14 protein-coding genes are annotated in these 17,985 nt (G+C 35.9%); 9 read left to right on the top strand and 5 right to left on the bottom strand.

What is annotated here, in order from left to right:
• Positions 1–227 precede the first annotated feature (227 nt).
• From A3EM_RS43730 to A3EM_RS0125955, 4 genes are all read right to left on the bottom strand, one after another.
• Positions 228–1,001 carry a cupin domain-containing protein gene (locus tag A3EM_RS43730; protein WP_020531173.1) on the bottom strand — a complete coding sequence of 258 codons (774 nt, stop codon included), beginning with the start codon at positions 999–1,001 and terminating at the stop codon, positions 228–230.
• A gap of 159 nt (positions 1,002–1,160) precedes the next feature.
• Positions 1,161–4,196, bottom strand: coding sequence for a glycosyl hydrolase (locus A3EM_RS43725; RefSeq protein ID WP_020531172.1), 3,036 nt, complete (start codon positions 4,194–4,196; stop codon positions 1,161–1,163).
• A 5-nt stretch (positions 4,197–4,201) separates the two neighbouring features.
• Positions 4,202–5,650 (bottom strand): sodium:solute symporter, encoded by a 1,449-nt coding sequence (locus tag A3EM_RS0125960; RefSeq protein ID WP_020531171.1) that lies wholly within the window; start codon positions 5,648–5,650, stop codon positions 4,202–4,204.
• Positions 5,647–7,146: an L-fucose/L-arabinose isomerase family protein gene (locus A3EM_RS0125955; RefSeq protein ID WP_020531170.1), complete on the bottom strand. Its 1,500-nt coding sequence runs from the start codon at positions 7,144–7,146 to the stop codon at positions 5,647–5,649. Before A3EM_RS0125955 ends, A3EM_RS0125960 begins: the two co-directional genes overlap by 4 nt.
• Before the next feature lie 74 nt (positions 7,147–7,220).
• On the opposite strand from A3EM_RS0125955, the gene A3EM_RS0125950 reads away from it, so the two are divergent.
• A complete protein-coding gene (locus tag A3EM_RS0125950) occupies positions 7,221–8,105 on the top strand; it encodes an AraC family transcriptional regulator (RefSeq protein WP_020531169.1) in 885 nt (294 codons plus the stop codon).
• Between the two features lie 277 nt (positions 8,106–8,382).
• Positions 8,383–9,534, top strand: coding sequence for an alpha-hydroxy acid oxidase (locus A3EM_RS0125945; protein ID WP_020531168.1), 1,152 nt, complete (start codon positions 8,383–8,385; stop codon positions 9,532–9,534).
• A 381-nt stretch (positions 9,535–9,915) separates the two neighbouring features.
• Here the strand turns inward: A3EM_RS0125945 and A3EM_RS0125935 are convergent, their stop codons facing one another.
• The gene (locus tag A3EM_RS0125935; RefSeq protein WP_020531166.1) at positions 9,916–10,782 is read right to left on the bottom strand and encodes an Rpn family recombination-promoting nuclease/putative transposase; all 867 of its coding nucleotides are present in this window, start codon (positions 10,780–10,782) and stop codon (positions 9,916–9,918) included.
• Between the two features lie 1,110 nt (positions 10,783–11,892).
• On the opposite strand from A3EM_RS0125935, the gene A3EM_RS0125925 reads away from it, so the two are divergent.
• The 7 genes from A3EM_RS0125925 to A3EM_RS48060 all read left to right on the top strand — a co-directional run bounded on the left by A3EM_RS0125925 (position 11,893) and on the right by A3EM_RS48060 (position 17,783).
• The gene (locus A3EM_RS0125925; RefSeq protein ID WP_020531164.1) at positions 11,893–12,849 is read left to right on the top strand and encodes a hypothetical protein; all 957 of its coding nucleotides are present in this window, start codon (positions 11,893–11,895) and stop codon (positions 12,847–12,849) included.
• A 28-nt stretch (positions 12,850–12,877) separates the two neighbouring features.
• On the top strand, positions 12,878–13,672 hold the full coding sequence (locus A3EM_RS46295) for a BRO family protein (protein ID WP_020531163.1): 795 nt from the start codon (positions 12,878–12,880) through the stop codon (positions 13,670–13,672).
• A gap of 183 nt (positions 13,673–13,855) precedes the next feature.
• The gene (locus A3EM_RS0125915; protein WP_020531162.1) at positions 13,856–14,614 is read left to right on the top strand and encodes a ParA family protein; all 759 of its coding nucleotides are present in this window, start codon (positions 13,856–13,858) and stop codon (positions 14,612–14,614) included.
• Between the two features lie 5 nt (positions 14,615–14,619).
• Positions 14,620–15,579 (top strand): ParB/Srx family N-terminal domain-containing protein, encoded by a 960-nt coding sequence (locus A3EM_RS46290; protein WP_020531161.1) that lies wholly within the window; start codon positions 14,620–14,622, stop codon positions 15,577–15,579.
• 348 nt (positions 15,580–15,927) lie between these two features.
• Entirely contained in the window at positions 15,928–16,155 is a 228-nt protein-coding gene (locus tag A3EM_RS0125900) for a hypothetical protein (protein WP_020531159.1), read from the top strand.
• 361 nt (positions 16,156–16,516) lie between these two features.
• Positions 16,517–17,041: a GNAT family N-acetyltransferase gene (locus A3EM_RS0125890; protein ID WP_020531157.1), complete on the top strand. Its 525-nt coding sequence runs from the start codon at positions 16,517–16,519 to the stop codon at positions 17,039–17,041.
• A gap of 7 nt (positions 17,042–17,048) precedes the next feature.
• Positions 17,049–17,783 carry a glycine-rich domain-containing protein gene (locus A3EM_RS48060; protein WP_020531156.1) on the top strand — a complete coding sequence of 245 codons (735 nt, stop codon included), beginning with the start codon at positions 17,049–17,051 and terminating at the stop codon, positions 17,781–17,783.
• The last annotated feature ends 202 nt before the right edge of the window (positions 17,784–17,985 follow it).

Genomic DNA, 17,985 nt, shown 5'->3' with positions numbered 1-17,985 from the left:
TTAATTTGAGCATGTTTAAATTGTAACTATTAGGCTGAAAACGCCCATTTATGGAATCTCACCTAAATAAACACCAAAAAACAATGGAAACAATAACCGTAAAAACTGTGATAAATGAACCTTTGATTTCGTTTTTCTATTATTATTTGATAAGGAAAGTCCCCTGGGACTAAGGCTATGTTTATCATGAAGAGCTAGTTGTTATAAAAATTAAACTGATAATTTTATCATTTCCACTTAAAGGCAAAATAGGTACATGGTTCATCTTGAATGTTACTCACACCATGCATCAATCCTGAATCCATAAAGTAGAAATCCCCTGCTTTCGCTTTATATTTCTTTCCATCAATAAGAATATCAGTTTTTCCGGATATCATTAAAATGATTTCAGTTTCATCGTGTTTGTGGGGTGCATGACTAGGCCCTTTTGCACTCAATTGGGTAACATGCATCTCAAACCTTTCACACATAGCAGTAGAATGGTCAAAATATGCCCGGCCTCCACCTTTAATGCTTCTTTTGAATATCAAAGAATCTGCATTGTACACCCATGATCCTCCATTTGAAACACCACGCTCCATATCTACAGGCTTTCTGGATTTGTATTGCATCACATAAAAAGCCAGGTTTTCTTCCCCTACATTTTCGAAGGTATGGTCTTTTCCAGGCAGTAACTGGACTACTCCCTGCGGACCTAAAGTATTTTGTTTCCCATCAATAGTTACCTGAAGTAATCCTTCCTTTACAATGATCACTTCTTCCATATCCTCATGATTGCTTTCATGAGTAAGTTTGCCCCCAGAACCCAGCGTTACAGCATGAAGATCCAACATTTCAAAATGGGTAGAAGGGCCTTTTATAAAAGTTTTGATTTCTTGTCCATCACTTTTTTTTACAGCCTTTTGATTCCACTGATAAACCCCCGAAAGTTTTTGCGAAGTAGATTGACCCACACAAGAAAAGCTAATTGTAATAGCAAATAGAAGATGATAAATTTTCATATTTCATTTCAGTTTTTGAAGAAAATTAGAGGAGAATGTTTTCTTGCTGGTCTTTGTGGATTTTATCAAATTATAAACACAAATGATAAAACCTGCTTGTATTTATCCCGATCTTAAAGTTAGCAATATAATTAAAGAAATTATATGGATTTTCTGTGATTATTCCCTGGGAAATTCCATGAATGGTCGGGAAATAATCCTGACAGGACCCAATAACCCAGAACGCTTTGGAGAGTAATTCGACCAGGGTCTTTCTCCATTTGTATTCCCTAAATTGCTTCTTGTCCTTTGCTCATCAAGTGGTTTTTTACTTTCCCCTATCAGTTGGTTTAGCCAGGTATTGGCTACCTCTACTTCCAGGTAATTTAATCCTGATTTTATAATGCCATCGATATTTAACTGATGTGGAGGAAAAATACTCGTGCCAACCTCTTTCCCATTAAGATATACAGTGGCCACATCCCCTAGTTCTCCCAAATCCAGAAAGTAGTTACTTTTTAATTCTAAAAATTCATCCTCTACTTCAAAAGAGGTTTTATAGGAAGCTTTTCCACTAAATATTTTTAATGCAGAATTAGGGTGAGCAGTCCAGTCCATGAGTTCATCAAATTGTTGAACAGGGTCAAAACCCCATCCATAAGGAAAATGTACCTGCCAGGAATTTTCCAGTATTTTAATCTGGGGAGCTGTGGAAAAATTCTCTTTTTCTACAGCCCCATTATTACGTATCAGTTCGTATTCTCCGGGCAATGAGGTTTGAAAAACAATGGCTTGATTCTCCTGAAATTTCGCACTGAAGTCGAAATCCTCCATTGTTTCAGCCGGAAATAGAATCTCTCCATTTTTTGTGATTTTATTGATAAAGGACAAACTTTCATTTGTTTTGGAAAAAACAATAAAATAGGATTGTAAACCTTCCAGTTTTAATGGCATTTCCAATCCTTTTTCATGAAAACGGAAAATAGCAGGCTGGGAAATTTCACCAGAAACCGGATCCCAAATGGCTGGTTTCATATTTTGGGGAATTCTAAAATTTAAATTGGCTATAAGTGCTAAGGTGTCCATATTTCGGATAAAATAAATTTCCTCTTCTCCTGTAGATCTATGGATATAATCAATCAGCGGAGCAGATTGATTTGAGGCTACCTTATAGTTGAAATCCTGAAAAATCCCCTTTTCTTCAAGGATTTCCCTTGCTGTATAACCGGTAATAATAGTACCTTTCCCATAGTTTTTTTTTCTTTTTCGCTTAGCTGATGATTTCCCCCAAATATTATCGGCAATTTTCTTTAATTCCACTTCCTGCGCTTCAAACTGATTTAAGCCATAAACAAACTTAGGCTTTGGCCCTATAATAGTGGCTCCCTTCTGTAGCAATTCTTCCACTTTTTTTAAGACTCTTAATTCCATTACAGCACTATCCGGAAGCACTAAAACATGGTATTGCATACCCGAAGGAAGTATGATTTTCCCATTTTCAACTTTTTCGGTTTGCAATAAAATTTCGGTATTCAGGTCATCATAATCATAGCCTTCTCCTAATCCTTCTCTGGGATATTTGGAACCAATGGCAAAATTCGGAATATCACTGCCATAATAAAAAGCTACATCAGCCACAAAATTTCCCTGCATCAACAAGGCACTACATCTGGCCAGGTAGGTGTGAAATGGCTTCGACATATCCCACCAGGTCATCTTTGGATGAATATGTGTTCCAGCCTGGTAACTCCATCCTGGCACACCAGCTTCAGGAGGGCTGTGGGGCATGGTATGGTAAATCACTCTGGTCATGCCCTGGCAAAAAGCCTGATCAGCAATTTTTTTCAGGTCGTAAGGGGCTTCCTGCCAGTGTTTAGTCTGGCTGGTAAAAGATTCCATTTCCACTACTTTATGTCCATATATATGTGCGGCACTAGCTATGTTTTTCACCACCTGCAATAAATCCCGGCCTTTTTTATCTTTCCACCGCTGTGGCATATTCCAGAATTCTCCCCGCATAATATCAACCGCTCCAAGAGCTTTTAAGTCTTCCGTTGGCACATAATGCAATGGAGGGCCGGGACCTCCGGATTCAGATGCCAGCAACAATCCATGGTCCCTGCAAATTTGACTGGCTTGCCTATAATGATAATTGACAAACATTTCTGAAACTGTAGACCTGTAATCGTGGAGAAATCGCTTGGTAGTATTTTCATCCAGTACTTTTTGTCCGGTAAAAACAGGCATATAAACATCCGGTTCATATCCATGCTGTGCAAAAAACTCTTCCTTTAATTCCGGGCTCCAGATGATATAATCCTCCGCTTCAAAACTGCATAAATACAGACGCTCCAAACTACTTTCTCCTAAATCCCCTAGTCTTTCTTCCAGTTTGCCTACAATATGTTCAAAATGGTTTTTTGTCGCTTTTTTGGAATAATGATCCATAATAAACCCGTTGGAGTTACTACTTCGCATCCACATTTTCTGCCCCAACGGGCTTACCACAGCCCTGGTTAATACCCAATTTCCTTCAGGTAAATCCAGCTTAATTTTATTCCCTTTCAAGTCATCCACATTAAAAAAGAGCACTTTTTCGGTATCAGCTATTTTATTATCTGCTGAAAGCGGGTAGGCCAACAAACTGACATCTTCATAGAATTCTGGAAAACCCTCATCATTAAGTTGGGGAAATAGCTCAAAAGTACCATAAGGTTTTTTAAATATTTTAGGTAGTTCCGGAAAACCAACTTCTTCTATTTTTACAGGTCCTTTCAGGGTATCCTGCCAGAAAAGCAACTGCATAAGCATTTCATCTGGAGCAGTCCAGTCACCTCCTGCATTCCAGCCATTTGAAACTGAAAAGCCCATTTTCAAGTCCAATTTATTGGCCTCCTGCAGTGCAAATGCAATTCCATCCAGCATTTTCTCTCCCAGAAATGGGTTGCCGTCAGGAATGATATCATAAGGATCAGCAATTCCCATATCAAAAATGTCTACACCTCCCAGTCCCATTTCCTTAAAGGCTTTTAATTCCCTTTTAATAGTGGAATAATCATAATTCCCATGACCCCAAATCCAGTATCCTCTGGGCTTTGCATAATCTGGGGGATTTACAAACAATTGTTCCAAATTTGATTGAGCAGTTGCCTGAAATGCAAAGAAAAGGATTATTGTAAGTAGCCCTAACCGATAAGTTGTTTGTCTCTTTTTCATATTTACTAAAGTTTATTTTTGGCAGTTTTTGAAAGCACTATTAGTCCAAAGAAGGTAATTAAACTATTTACCACCATAACAGCATACCCCAATTGATAACCATCAAAAATTTTAGGTAAAACATAATCCAGTGTTTTGGATAAAACAGGTGATGCAATACACAAAAAAGGTATCCATCTGCCATTAACCTCTTTTTGGGTAAATAAACCAAAAGCAAATAAACCTACCAGAGGACCATAGACATATCCAGTAGTCTGGATAAAGGCTGCCAGTACACTGTCATTATTGATTTTATTAAATATTAAAATAATCAGAAAAATTAATAGTGTAAACCCAAAGTGAATGCTATTTCTCTTTTTTACCTGATGTTCATCTTTTTCAGAAAAACCAAGAATATCAACACAAAAAGAAGTGGTTAATCCTGTAAGAGAGGAATCAGCTGAAGAATAGGCCGCAGCGGCAATACCTAATATAAATAATGTACCTACCACTGGCCCCAAATGGTAAATTGCCAGCATAGGATAAATACTATCCGTTTTTTCGGGCAAATCAATTCCCATACTGTCCCCAAAATAATAAAGTAATCCACCCAAATAAAGGAAAAAGGCATTGACAATCAAGATGATACCGGCAAGTACAAACAGATTTTTTTGAGCATCCCGGATATTTTTACAGGTAAGGTGTTTTTGCATCACAGACTGGTCCAACCCATTAGTCATTACAGTCATCAACAAGCCTGTTAAAAAAAGTTTGAAGAAATTATGAGGACTATCCCAACTCCAAAAAAAGGTTTTACCCATGTCCCTTTCCTGTATTTTGGAGTACAATTCTGTAACTGATAAATCCAGATGCTGACTTATTGCCCAAACACTCACCAACACACTGGCCAATAAGAAGGTGGTTTGAAGTATATCCGTAAAAATTACTGTTTTAATTCCCCCTTTGTATGTATAAACCCAGATTAACAGCAGTGTTACCGCAACGGTGATCCAGAAAGGCATTCCTAAAGGTCCAAAAAGCACAACCTGTAATACATGAGCCATCAGGAATAATTTGAATGAAGCTGTAAGCGTTTGGGCAATCAAAAAGAAAACGGTCCCGGTCAAATGTGCCTCTTTTCCAAATCTTTCCCTGAGATAAGCATAAATGGAGATCGCTTTTATTCGATAAAAAACAGGAAGCAGGACCACTGCTACTACAATCAATCCTCCCGTATACCCCATCACCATCTGGAAATAGGAAAACTGATTATCCACCACTTGCCCCGGAACCGAAATAAAAGTGATACCTGAAATGGATACTCCTATCATGCCATAGGCAACCAAAGGCCAGGGAGCATTTCTGTTGGCAATAAAAAAGGTGGCTGCATTGGCCTTTCGGGAAGAAAGGCGGGCAATAACATAAAGCATTGCAAAATATAAAATGATTACAACCGAAACATAAGCCGTGGTCATATTTTCGGAATGATTACAGTTTCTATTCCCAAAAATTCTCCGATCTGACGTATTGTTTCTGCCCGATGACCAATTCCAAGCGCAAAATGATGTGTAGGGGCTTCCTTAAACCATCTGGTTAAAAAAGTCCTGACATCCGGAGCAAAAAATCCTCTTGTATTGGTATTACCTGTGGGCGGAATAGGTCCTTCTTTTGATTCTCCTTCAGCGATAATAAATTTGAATTTGCCATCAGCTTTTTGTGAAATGCCCAGCATGGTAATAGGCCCTTCTTTAATTTTGAATTCCACACTTGCGCCAGAGCCGGGTTTTCCATGGTATTTCTTTAAACTTCTGATTACAGGTTTTCCCTGAGCAATGTTGATGTGGTGAGGCCCATCATGTCCTACCAAAACAAACCCTTCTTTAAAGTCAACAGGATGAAACTCTGCAAAACTTCCTCCCATTTCCAGCCGGTCCATAATCATCATAGCAACACAGGTTTTCAAATCCATTTCTCCACACATGGGAAAGCCTCCTCCGGTTAACAGGGAATTTCCAACAATAAAATTGGTGATTACTTTTCTAATTTCTGAAAATTCCTTTCCTTCATAATAATAAGCAAGGCCATCCAGTTTTTTTCCCTTTATGAAATAATTCAATGCCACTCCTACCCTTGCTGCAGTTCTTAAATCTTCAGCATTTAGTTTTTCAGTAATAGGATCAGATTTAGGGTCGGGGGCTTCAAAAAATTTTGAAATTTGTGTTTCATACGCAATGACTTCCTCCTCAGCAGCATTTTGATAATGTGCTAGAATATCATCAGGTTCGGTTTGTACAATATGGCAGCCAAAAGCGGCACTTAATAGGGTAGAATCTGTATGCATGTCCAACATGGCTTCCAGGACATGGCCCATCTGTCCAATTCTGGCAGTTTTCAAACTATGCAGCACTTTAGCAATCTGGCAATATTCTTTTATCTGTTTTTCTGCCTCCGGGTCATCATGCAATGTTCCGATGATGATTGGAGGAACAGCTTTTCCAAATCTTAGGGCCACATTGGCAAATTCCGGAATGGCACAAATATCATCATTCATCAATTGCATATAAGTGGATGCCTTTTCATAATCCATTGCTTTGAGCGGTTGTAGTGCAACCATTACCATAGGAATTTCAATTTCCCTGAATATCGCAGCTATGGAACTGGAGGTGGCATAAGTTACCATATCAATAAACAGGAGATCCAGATTTGCCGCTTTTATTTTTGGGATGAGGGCATAAGCTTTTTCTGCACAATCGGAAATACCCAGGTTCACTGTTTCTACCTGGCAGGTATTCACCTTCTCTTCAAAGAAATCCATTTTTTTTAAAATATCTTCCAACAATCCTTCGAACTGGCCCCAATAGGTGTGATGGCCAACTCCGAGAATTCCCACCCTGGCATTAAGTGGTTTGATACGCTTAACCGTATAAGTATGAATACTTTTTGATTTAATATTTTTTTCCAATACTATCATAAATCAAATTTAATCATTAGTATAGTTCTATGAATTACGGTTTTTGACAATTTAATTGCACTTTTTGATATTTTATGAATTCAGTCAGTAATTACTTTGCAATTAGTGAAAAAGATCAGACCTGGGGCCTGCATCTATTTGATTGTGGCATTTCCAGGATCCCTGCTGGTGGACAATATCCTTCACTAAATCATCCTGAAAAATATTTATTCAATTGGGAAAGAGGCAGAATTCTTCATGAATATCAGCTCATTTATCTGATTAAAGGTGAGGGCATTTTTGAAAGTAAGGAAAGCGGATCAATTCCTTTAGTACAAGGTAGTATTATTTTAATTTATCCAGACTGCTGGCACCGTTATAAACCAATTCCCAATACCGATTGGCTAACCTACTGGGTTGGGTTTGATGGAAAATTTTGTTTAGACCTGATACCTAAATTAAACCTGACTCCTGCATCTCCTGTAAGGGCAATTGGCTACCAGGAGAAAATTGTCGGAGTTTTTCTGGATATAATGGAAACCAGCCACTTCCAGTTTTCTGGTTATCAACAGGTATTGGCAGGAGAAGTTTTAAAACTAATGGGTTGGATTCATGCCATACAGCGAAGAGCAGTGTTCAAAGAAAAAAATGTGGACAAAATCATCCAAATGGCCAAATCAATGATGATGGAAAATATTTGGACCATAAAAATGGAGGAAATAGCAGCCGAATTAAACATCAGTTATTCAAAATTCAGAAAATTATTTAAGGATTATACAGGACTTGCTCCAGGCCAATTTCTTATGCAACACAAAATTGCTTTTGCTTGTAATTTACTCAATGAAGGGAATTTAAGTATTAAGGAGGTTGCAATTAAACTTGGTTTTGAAACTCCACAGTATTTTTCAAGGATATTTAAAAAGAAAATGGGAATGGCTCCAGGAGAATACCAAAAAAGAATGCTTCTTAAGGATATTTAAAATTGTCTTTTTATACTTTGCCTATTTAAATGAGAAGGAATATATGATAATTCGGCCCTATCACCCTTAACCCAGAAGAACAATATTACAATACAAGACACACCTGTGCACCTGGAAAAAACCTAAACACTGTACGGTCCTAAAATGTGAGGTGTATATTTGTATTTCGGAAAAAGAAAAGATTGTAGTAAATGCTTAAAAAGCTTTAAATTAATTGCTTAGGCATAATTAAAAGGTTTATTAATATGAAAATGGGCTTTAAATTTTAAAAGGGAAAATGAGTAAAAAAACTTATAATAGTCATTACCCGGGGATAGATGACTTGAGAAATAAGGCTAAAAAGAAAATACCAAGATTTGCTTTTGAATATTTGGATGGAGGATGTAATGAGGATGTAAATCTACACAGAAACACCACAGAGTTAAGGGAAGTACAATTGGTTCCTCAATACCTTTCCAAACATACACATTCGGAAATGAAAACTGAATTATTTGGACACACCTATGATGCACCATTTGGTATTGCTCCGGTTGGTCTCCAGGGGCTCATGTGGCCAAAAGCACCTGAAATTTTGGCTAAAGCTGCTTTTGATTTTAATATTCCTTTCATTCTCAGTACAGTAACTACCATGAGTATTGAAAAGGCAAGTGAAATTACTGAGGGCAAAGCCTGGTTTCAACTGTACCACCCTGCTGAAAATTCCCTGAGGGATAGCATTATCAAAAGAGCGGAAGTAGCAGAATGCCCAGTATTGGTATTATTATGTGATGTACCTACCTTCGGATTTCGACCAAGAGACATTAGAAATGGGCTGGCCATGCCTCCAAAAATGTCAATATCCAATATTCTCCAAATTATGGGAAAGCCAGACTGGGCTTTGCGAACCCTACTGAATGGCCAACCTGCATTTGAAACCTTAAAACCTTATATGCCTAAAGGACTGGACCTCAAACAACTGGGGCTTTTCATGAATCAGACCTTTTCCGGTCGGTTAAACGAAAAAAAGATAGCCCCAATAAGAGAAATGTGGAAAGGAAAAATTGTGTTGAAGGGGGTAGCCAGTGAAGAAGATACCGAAAAAGCCATTAAATTAGGGTTAGATGGTATTATTGTTTCCAATCATGGAGGAAGGCAATTGGATGCAGGTGAATCCACCATCAAGCCTCTTAAAAATATAGCCTCTAAATATGGCAATCAGATCAAAGTAATGATGGATAGTGGGATCAGGACTGGGCCTGACATTGCCAGAACTTTAGCCAGTGGGGCTGATTTTACTTTTCTTGGACGTACTTTTATGTATAGTGTGGCAGCACTGGGAAATAAAGGAGGACACCATGCTATTTCCCTTTTAAAAACACAACTTCAACAAGTTATGGAGCAGGTCTGTGCTGAGAAAGTAAACGATTTAAAAAAGACTTTGGCCTCTTAAATATAATTTAAAAATTCTGACATTCAATAAATGAAATAAGCACCCAGATCCTTTCTGAGTGCTTTCTTTTTATTTCAATTTCAAAACATATTGAATCAATTCCTCTCTACCTCTCCCCTATCCATTTTCAAAAAATATCCAATCACGCTGAGGATCGAAAAATAAAATTCGTTTTAGGTTAAAGATCCGTTTTTTTAACCCCGAACAAAAAAGCATTTGAAAATCACTTACTCTGAAATATGTTATTGTAACAAACTGGCTTTCAATGCTGATTTAAAAAAAAGGAAGGGAAGTACAGCTTCTGATTTTTTGGAAAGAAATTTAATAAAACCTCCCAGAGGAGGTGGATTATTTATCGCTGAACAGGCATGGCATTTTCTCCTAAACTTCTCCCTTTGAGACTTTTTCTGCCAATCTTTCTACTTTTTCTATGGACACTTCAAATATGGATGCAATTTGCTTCTCATCAAATGTCTTCATTTTTAAAGCATTAATTATTGCTTTTTCTTTCACTTCTTCCTCTATTTTCAACTCCATCGCTACTTTTTCACTCATATTCCCTGCAATTACCATTTCATATTGACTTCGCTGTTCAGGAGTCAAATTGGCTTTGTCCAGTTCCTTCAAAGCTTCATCAAGCCAGTTCTCCGCCCAGAAATCTGGCAGTTTTACTTCTGGAGTGGCTGTATCTGTTAATTTCATGGTATATAACAATTTATCTAAATCTGTCTTCACTTCAGGTAACATTTTTTTGAACTTATCCAGTTCAACGATAATATAAGTAATTTGATCATCAATTCGTTCGCCTTTTTGATTTTTTATTGTGCCTTTCTGATGATAAAGAGATGTCTCAAACGCTGACCCAGCCAGGAAGGAAATCGAATAAATTTGTCTTAAATCATTAAATCGATATCGCCCTTTATGCACCATAGTATTGAATTTGTGGAAAGCATAAAATTTGGCACGATGGATAAAGTGCTTAAAATCAAACAATTGCATTTCTACAATAAATACCCTTCCTTTTTCATCTTCACAAGTCAAATCAAACAAACCTCCTCGGCCTTCCTTTGTGGTTCCACTTACTTCATTTTTGGTAAACTCCACTGAAAGGATGGGAACATCAGAAACAATTAAGGCCTGCAAAGCTTTTCTCAGAAACCGGGTATGCTCCTCATTTCCGAATGTTTTTTTAAAACCATAATCGGAAAGCATTGATATGAACCGTTTATTTTCCTGAGATTTTTCCATAAACCAAAGCTAAAAAATAATTTTTGGATACTCGTTTTTTTATAATTTTCAACTTAACCTGGTATCCATTCAAATTTCCTCAAAAAAACTCTAACCAAAATTGAGGCCTTAGGATGAAAATCCAAAAGCATAGTATTTTTCACATATTAGTAATTTTTTGCATAAAACTGCTTTGGTTTAGTAAATTCAGATCAGTGCTCCACCAGTATAGACTCGCCTTAAAACTCCTAGGAATCATTTCTAACACCTATCCCCCTTTGACCCAATTTGTTATTTTACCTTGTTCTGAGCAAAGTCCATAAAAACAGCCATTACTTAGAACTTAATAGTCTCTCTAAGAATCTTTATTTCAATTTTACTATTTTTAGAGGCTGATTTTATCAAAAAAATCAGGTCTCGTCTATAAATTATATTAGTTCTATAATTTATATATATTATATACATGTAACAAAGCACACTAAATCCTGATTATCAGTTATTTATGAAAACACATAAGCCAAAAGGAACTGGTAAACCATCCATAAGGTACTGGTAGAAAAGCCAAATGGTACTGGTATTAGAGCCATAAGATACTGGTAAATAAGCCTTATGGTACTGGTAAAGCAAGCCAAAAGGTACTGTTGGAGTAATCCATAAGGTACTGGGATATAATCCATAAGGTACTGCCTGATAATCCAAAAGATACTGGCAACTAAGCCAAAAGGTACTGTCTAATAAGCCATAAGGTACTGGGAAATATAAAAATAAGGGAAAATATAAAATAAGCCATAAGGTACTGGTAGTTTATGCCATAATACTTATTTTTAAAGCCATAAGGTACTGGCAATTATTTTAATGCAAAGTAATATTTTACATAAGTGGTTGATAATAAGCACATTGCGCTTTAATAAATAATCCATAAGGTACTGGTAAATAATCCACAAGGTACTGTTAATTAATCCACAAGGTACTGGTAAATAAGCCAAAAGGTACTGCCTGATAAGCCATAAGGTACTGGGATTAGAGCCTTATGAGAGCATACTTATAAGCCATAAGGTACTGGTGAATAAGCCAAAAGCTTATTTTATTCACATATATTTGGATCATTCAAACTTAGTAAATGGATTGATAATGATAGAAAAAATAAATTATCCAACCAGGCTTCTAAAGGTGGAGTCTCGGAAACAGTTCGATGATTTCCAATTGAAATTGTTTGAATCGGATACTGAACATATCAAAGAAATTAACAGGTCCATTGACAGGGTATTATCGCTTCATAAAAAAGGAGAAGACAAATATTCTATTGAACTTCCTGATTATTTTAAGGATAAGCTTAAAAATGAAGAGCTTAAAACCAAAGTTACAAGCGAGTTAACAGGCTATGAATTAAGGGCACTAACTGCTGTGGTTGGGATGGCTCAATTAGCCAAATCCAGTAACTTTCTTTATTATCAGGAAGATGATCACCATGCAAAATTTGAGTTTGAATTGGGAATGCTCTATAAATTAATGGGCATAAATTCTTCCACTTATAACAAAAAAAGCAGAGAACAGGTAAAAGATGCTTTGGCAAGCTTGCACTATAAAGAATTTATGGTGCCTGTTACCGGAGAGAAAGACAACAGAAAAAAAGTAGGTTTTAAAATTGTAAGGTTAGTTCAGTTTATTGAGGCTTATAAATTTTTGGATCAGAAGGAAGAAACCACTTTTTTAGTTCAGGTGTATTCTTGTTTCTTCGATTATAAATCTGAAAAGAAACAAAATACTTATTTTTTACTTCCTGCTGATATCAATCAGAAATTAAGAAAAGCGCAAAAAGGGAGACCTAATGTTTCAATTGAATTATTTGTAAAACATTTGTACCAGGCCCAGCATTGTTCTAAAAATTCAAAGATTGAGTATTATTACAATACACTTATTCAGGTGATGAATTTGGATAGGTATAAAAAGAACAGTCATTATAGCAGGATTAAAAAGACTATTGAAAATGCTTTTAGAGTGGCTGTGGAAATAGGATTGGTCAATAATATAGATATTGTTCCGGGAAAGTACGGGAATAAGAAATATGTAATTCATTTTTCGAATTAATATTTACTTTAAAGTTTTTGGATGTATCATGAATGAGATTCTATTATTTGAAAATCAGGAAGTAAGAAGAGTTTGGGTGGAAGAGGAACAACAATGGTATTTTGTTGTGATCGATATCATTGCTCTACTTACAGATTCATCCAGACCCAGAAAATACTGGAGTGATTTAAAAAGCAAGGAAAAAAAGAATTCCGGAGTACAGTTGTCCGAATTATGCGGACAACTAAAAGTTCAGGCTAAAGACGGAAAAAGTTATAAGACTGATTGTGCCTCCAAGGAGAACCTTTTTCGGATAATTCAATCTATCCCCTCCCCCAAAGCCGAACCTTTTAAAATATGGTTGGCAAATGTTGGAGCACAACATATTGATGAGAAAACAAATAAACGCCTTGCAGCCAGAAGAAAGTTGCAGGAATCTGAAGAAAAATTCTTTCAAAATGCAAAGCAGAGAGGAGTAGATGAAGAAGGAGTCTCAAGGATTTTAAAAGAGGGGGACAAGTCTTTATTTGATGGAAAAGATATTCACGGGAAGTATGGTATAAGTGAGGAAGATAATATTAATGATTATATGCGAACGCTTTTGTTGAAAGGGAAAGACTTGGCTGTGGAAACCACAGATTTCAACATGTTGAAAAAAGCGTTGGAAGGAGAATTGGATATTTCAGATGAACATAAAGGCAACAGCAAGGCCATAAGAGAATATTTAATTGAAAATACAGGTATAAAACCTGAGGATATCCCTCCGGAAGAGGATATCAAGAAATTAAAGGGTAAGATAAAGAATAAGCAGATTAAATCCACAGATTCAGACAATCCAAAATAATTGTTTTTGTAAAACAGTTTATCGGAGAAAAAATATCAATAGGCTACTCACCAATAAAATCAAATTTAGTTTTAGTTTTTTAGGGGATGAATACGATTAATCTCCGGGCTGAATTTTGCCGAATAAAATCTTATTACAAAGAAATTTTTCTAATTTTAAAGTCAAAATAAATTAAAGAAAATAATGGCTGAAATTATATCGATCTTAAATCTAAAAGGAGGCGTTGGGAAGACTACTACAACGATTAATTTGGGGAAAGCATTGTCTTTACTGGGCAATAAAGTATTGATTATTGACAATGATCCCCAGGCAAATATGACAAGGGGAATTGGTATTACAAAGCCATCAAAATCTATTTATAATGTTTATGGTGAAAATGAGCCTGTGCCGGTAATAGAAATTGCAGATGGCTTTTTTGCTACACCTTCGGATCTTCAATTGGCTTTGATCGAAAACCAACTGAATAGTGCCATGAACAGAAATTATAAGCTGTATAAAGGGCTGAAAAATATTAAAAAGGAATTTGATTATATCCTTATTGATTGCCCTCCCTCACTTGGGGTATATACAGCCAATGCCCTTATGACAAGTGACTGGTATTTATTTCCGGTGCAGGCTGGGGATGAATACTCAATTCAGGGATTGAAAAGCATGGAGAGCATTATTTCTGAAATAAGGGAAGATGAAAAAATGAACCCTACCCTATCTTGTTTGGGGCTTTTAATTACCATGTATGAAAAAACCAATGCCAATCAATTTGTGATAGATGCTTTAAAAAGTTCATATGATAACCTGATTTTTAATTCCAATGTAAGAAGGAATACTACGGTAAAAGAATCTATCATTGCAAGAATGGATATTTTCAGTTATGATAAAAATTGTCATGGAGCTGTAGATCATATGGATCTTGCAAAAGAAGTGGTTAGTAGAATAAAAGCGTAATAGGAATGTCCAAGCTAAAAAAATTAAAGCAAATAGCGAATAAATTTGAGGATGAGCAAACAGAGCCTCTCCAAAAAGAAAAGGTCTTAAATGCATTCTCTGGAGTGATAGGGAAGTTTGGCAAAAAGGAAGTCATAATCGATCCTGAACTCCGCTCGTTTATTCCGCCTTTAAGTGAAGAGGAAAGACAATTACTGGAAGATAGTATTCGTGAAGAAGGTTTAAGGGAAGACCTGATTTTGTGGAAGGATGAAAGAGGGCACGTCCTTGTGGATGGCCATAACAGGTACAATATTATCCAGAAAATTCAGGCTGAGGGAAAAGAAATTGATTACGGTGTCACCATATTAGATGAAGAGAAATATCCTGATTTTGAATCTGTAAAAGACTGGATGATCATTAACCAATTGGGGAGAAGAAACCTAACGGATGCTCAAAGAAGTTATTTGAGGGGACTAAGGTATGAAAGAGAAAAAGGAAAGCATGGAGGGAACCGAAAATCAAGTTCCAAAATTTGGGACTTGACTGAAAATGACCAATCCAAAAAAGAAAAAACCCATGAGAAGCTAGCCAAAGAATACAGTGTAAGTAAAAATACTATCCTTAGTGATGCAGACTTTGCCAAAGGTTTGGAAAAGGTAGGAAGGGTAAATCCGAGTTTAAAAAGAGAAATTCTGGCAGGGGCAGCAAAGGTAAATAAATCGGCTCTTCAGAAGGTAGGGAAATATGAAGGTAAGGCACCACTAAAGATAGAAAAGACGGAAGATATCAAAATCTTTTTAAATAAGGTTGAACCCAGAAAAGCCAGGCAAACTTCAGTTTCTTCCAAAAATGAAATCCTATTCCAAAAACAAAAGGAGAAAGCCACTAATATTCTTAAAACCATGAAAATTACCGATACCAAGTCTATTAAAGATTTGCAAAAGGTTATTGATGAATTAAAGAAGATAGTAGGGAAGGAGTGAGTTTTTTTCTATTAATTTTTTGAAACAGATCAAATACAATTTGATTTTCTCTTCTGTGTATTGAATATTTAACATCCCAAGGTTGGCTGGTGAGTTTAGAAGAGTAGGAGGGAGCACTCCTGCTTTTGGATTTACCTGGAATAATAAGACCAACATTATTCAAAACTATAATATGATTTTTCCGGTTTCAAGGAGTAGGAAAGCTTTTAAAATACACTGTATCAAAAAGCTTTCAGAGGGAAATATATAGTTAGGCTAAACTAAAATGGTGAAAATTAATGTTAGTGTACTGTTGCGTTAGGGCATTAATTTAAGGAAATTTACAGTGCAATTAGTAAGAAAAAGATTATGAAAAAAGAAGAAGCCTCTTCATTGATATATAAGGAATACGAGTTAACCGACATAGAGTACGAGGAAATTTGTGATTTGAGTGAAGGAAATAATAAGGGAATCGTTCCTAATGGGATATTAGTAGCCTTTTGGAAAAGAATGGCTGAAAAATATGGTTTTAAATGGGAAACTGGCAGAGCCAGTCCTAAAAAAGGGAAATTCTTTTTGGCTGAGCCGGTAGACTGAATTTTCAGGAGCTAAAGATATCAATAATTAATACCGTAAATAAAAAAGGGGAAAGGTTTCACTTTTCAGAAGCCTTAAGAGAAGTATATAATCCACAACCTATTGTGTCTGAGTAGCAGCCTAACAAGTAACTTATGATTACTTTTTAGCACATTCAATCAGTACTGAATTCAGTTTGTGATCAATATCGGTACCCAAAAAGCCCGCCAGTGCCTCTCCCACAGATTTCCACAAGTTTTTGGTTATTAAAAAGCGGAATCTTATCCTGCTAATGCAAAGTCCTGAAATATTTTTAAATTCATGTCTGATTTCCCGGGTGTGAGGCAATAAAAGGCTTTAACTAAAACAAAGAATATATCATTTGAACAACTATTTTATACAAAGCGAAAGATTAGGATTTTCAAAATGGTCTGAGGAAAAATTTCCTTTTGCTCAAAAATTATGGGGAAATTTAAGTGTCACAAAACTTATAGACTCAAGAGGGCAATTAAGTAAGGCCCAAATACTTGAAAAATTAAAATATGAAATAAATAACCAGGAAAAATTTGGTCTTCAGTATTTCCCAATATTTCTACTTGAAAATGACCAGTTCATTGGCTGTTGTGGACTGAAGCCTTATGATATCAAAAATGGGATTTATGAGGTGGGATTTCATATCCTTCCTAATCATTGGCGAAGGGGATTTGGGAAAGAAGCCGCAGAAAGAATAATTAAATTTGCCTTTAACCAATTAAACATTAAGGAACTGTTTGCAGGACATCATCCAAACAATAAAGGATCTGAAAAACTATTGGAGAAATTAGGATTTAAATATATAGGAGATCAGTTTTATGAACCTACAGGATTAAATCATCCTTCCTATAAAATTAGATGCAAAATCAATTAACAAAAAAATGAAAGACGAATTACTTTGGGAAAAAATTAAAAATTTCAGGTTTGATGAAAAGGATGCTGAATTCAGTTTTTCAAAAAGGCTAGCCAGAGAAAACAATTGGAGTTTAGATTTTACAAAAAAAGCTATTCTGGAATATCGGAAATTCATTTATTTGTGCTGTATTTCTGATAGACAGATAACCCCCTCTGATGCCGTAGATCAGGTTTGGCATTTACATTTAACCTATACTAAATCTTATTGGGAAGATTTTTGTATGCATACTATTGGAAAAGCGATACACCACAATCCCACAAAAGGAGGCAACCGTGAAAGATTGAAATTTTCAGATTGTTATGACGCCACATTTGAAATTTATAAATCTGAATTTAGGCATAATCCTCCGAATTTAATTTGGTTGAATAAACAAAGTAGATTCCGGGAAATAAACTTCAAAAGAATCAATTTAGATGAATTTTGGTTCATAAAAAAGCCATCAAAAAAGCTCCAAACGATTATTAAGTTATTGGTAATTGGGATATTTACGCCAATATTATTTATTCGGGCTGAGGGTAATTTTTCTATTGTAATTCCTTTTCTCATTGTTTTGGTAATTGTTTTAATCAGTTTTTATACAGGAGATAGGAATAATGGGGGGGATAATTCTGGTTGCAGTACCGGATGCACTTTTCATGGGGATTCGGGTTGTAGCAGTGGTTGTAGCGGTTGTAGCGGATGTGGAGGTGGTGGTGATTAATTTTCCGCCAATAATGCTAAAAATGAATTGTAGTGGGTATTCATTAAAATAAAAATTTCACTTCCTTGAAAAAGCCTTATTTTACAAGCGGAATCATCAGATAAGATTTCTTAATTCTTATTCTTTCAAACCAGGTTTAACAATGTGCATATAAGCAGAAAACTAAAGCTCCAAATAGGGTTCATTTAGGAGTCGTAAATTG

The sequence above is a fragment of the Flexithrix dorotheae DSM 6795 genome (assembly GCF_000379765.1).
Taxonomy (GTDB): Bacteria; Bacteroidota; Bacteroidia; order Cytophagales; family Flammeovirgaceae; genus Flexithrix; species Flexithrix dorotheae.
This window is presented reverse-complemented; position numbering and strand designations above follow the sequence as displayed.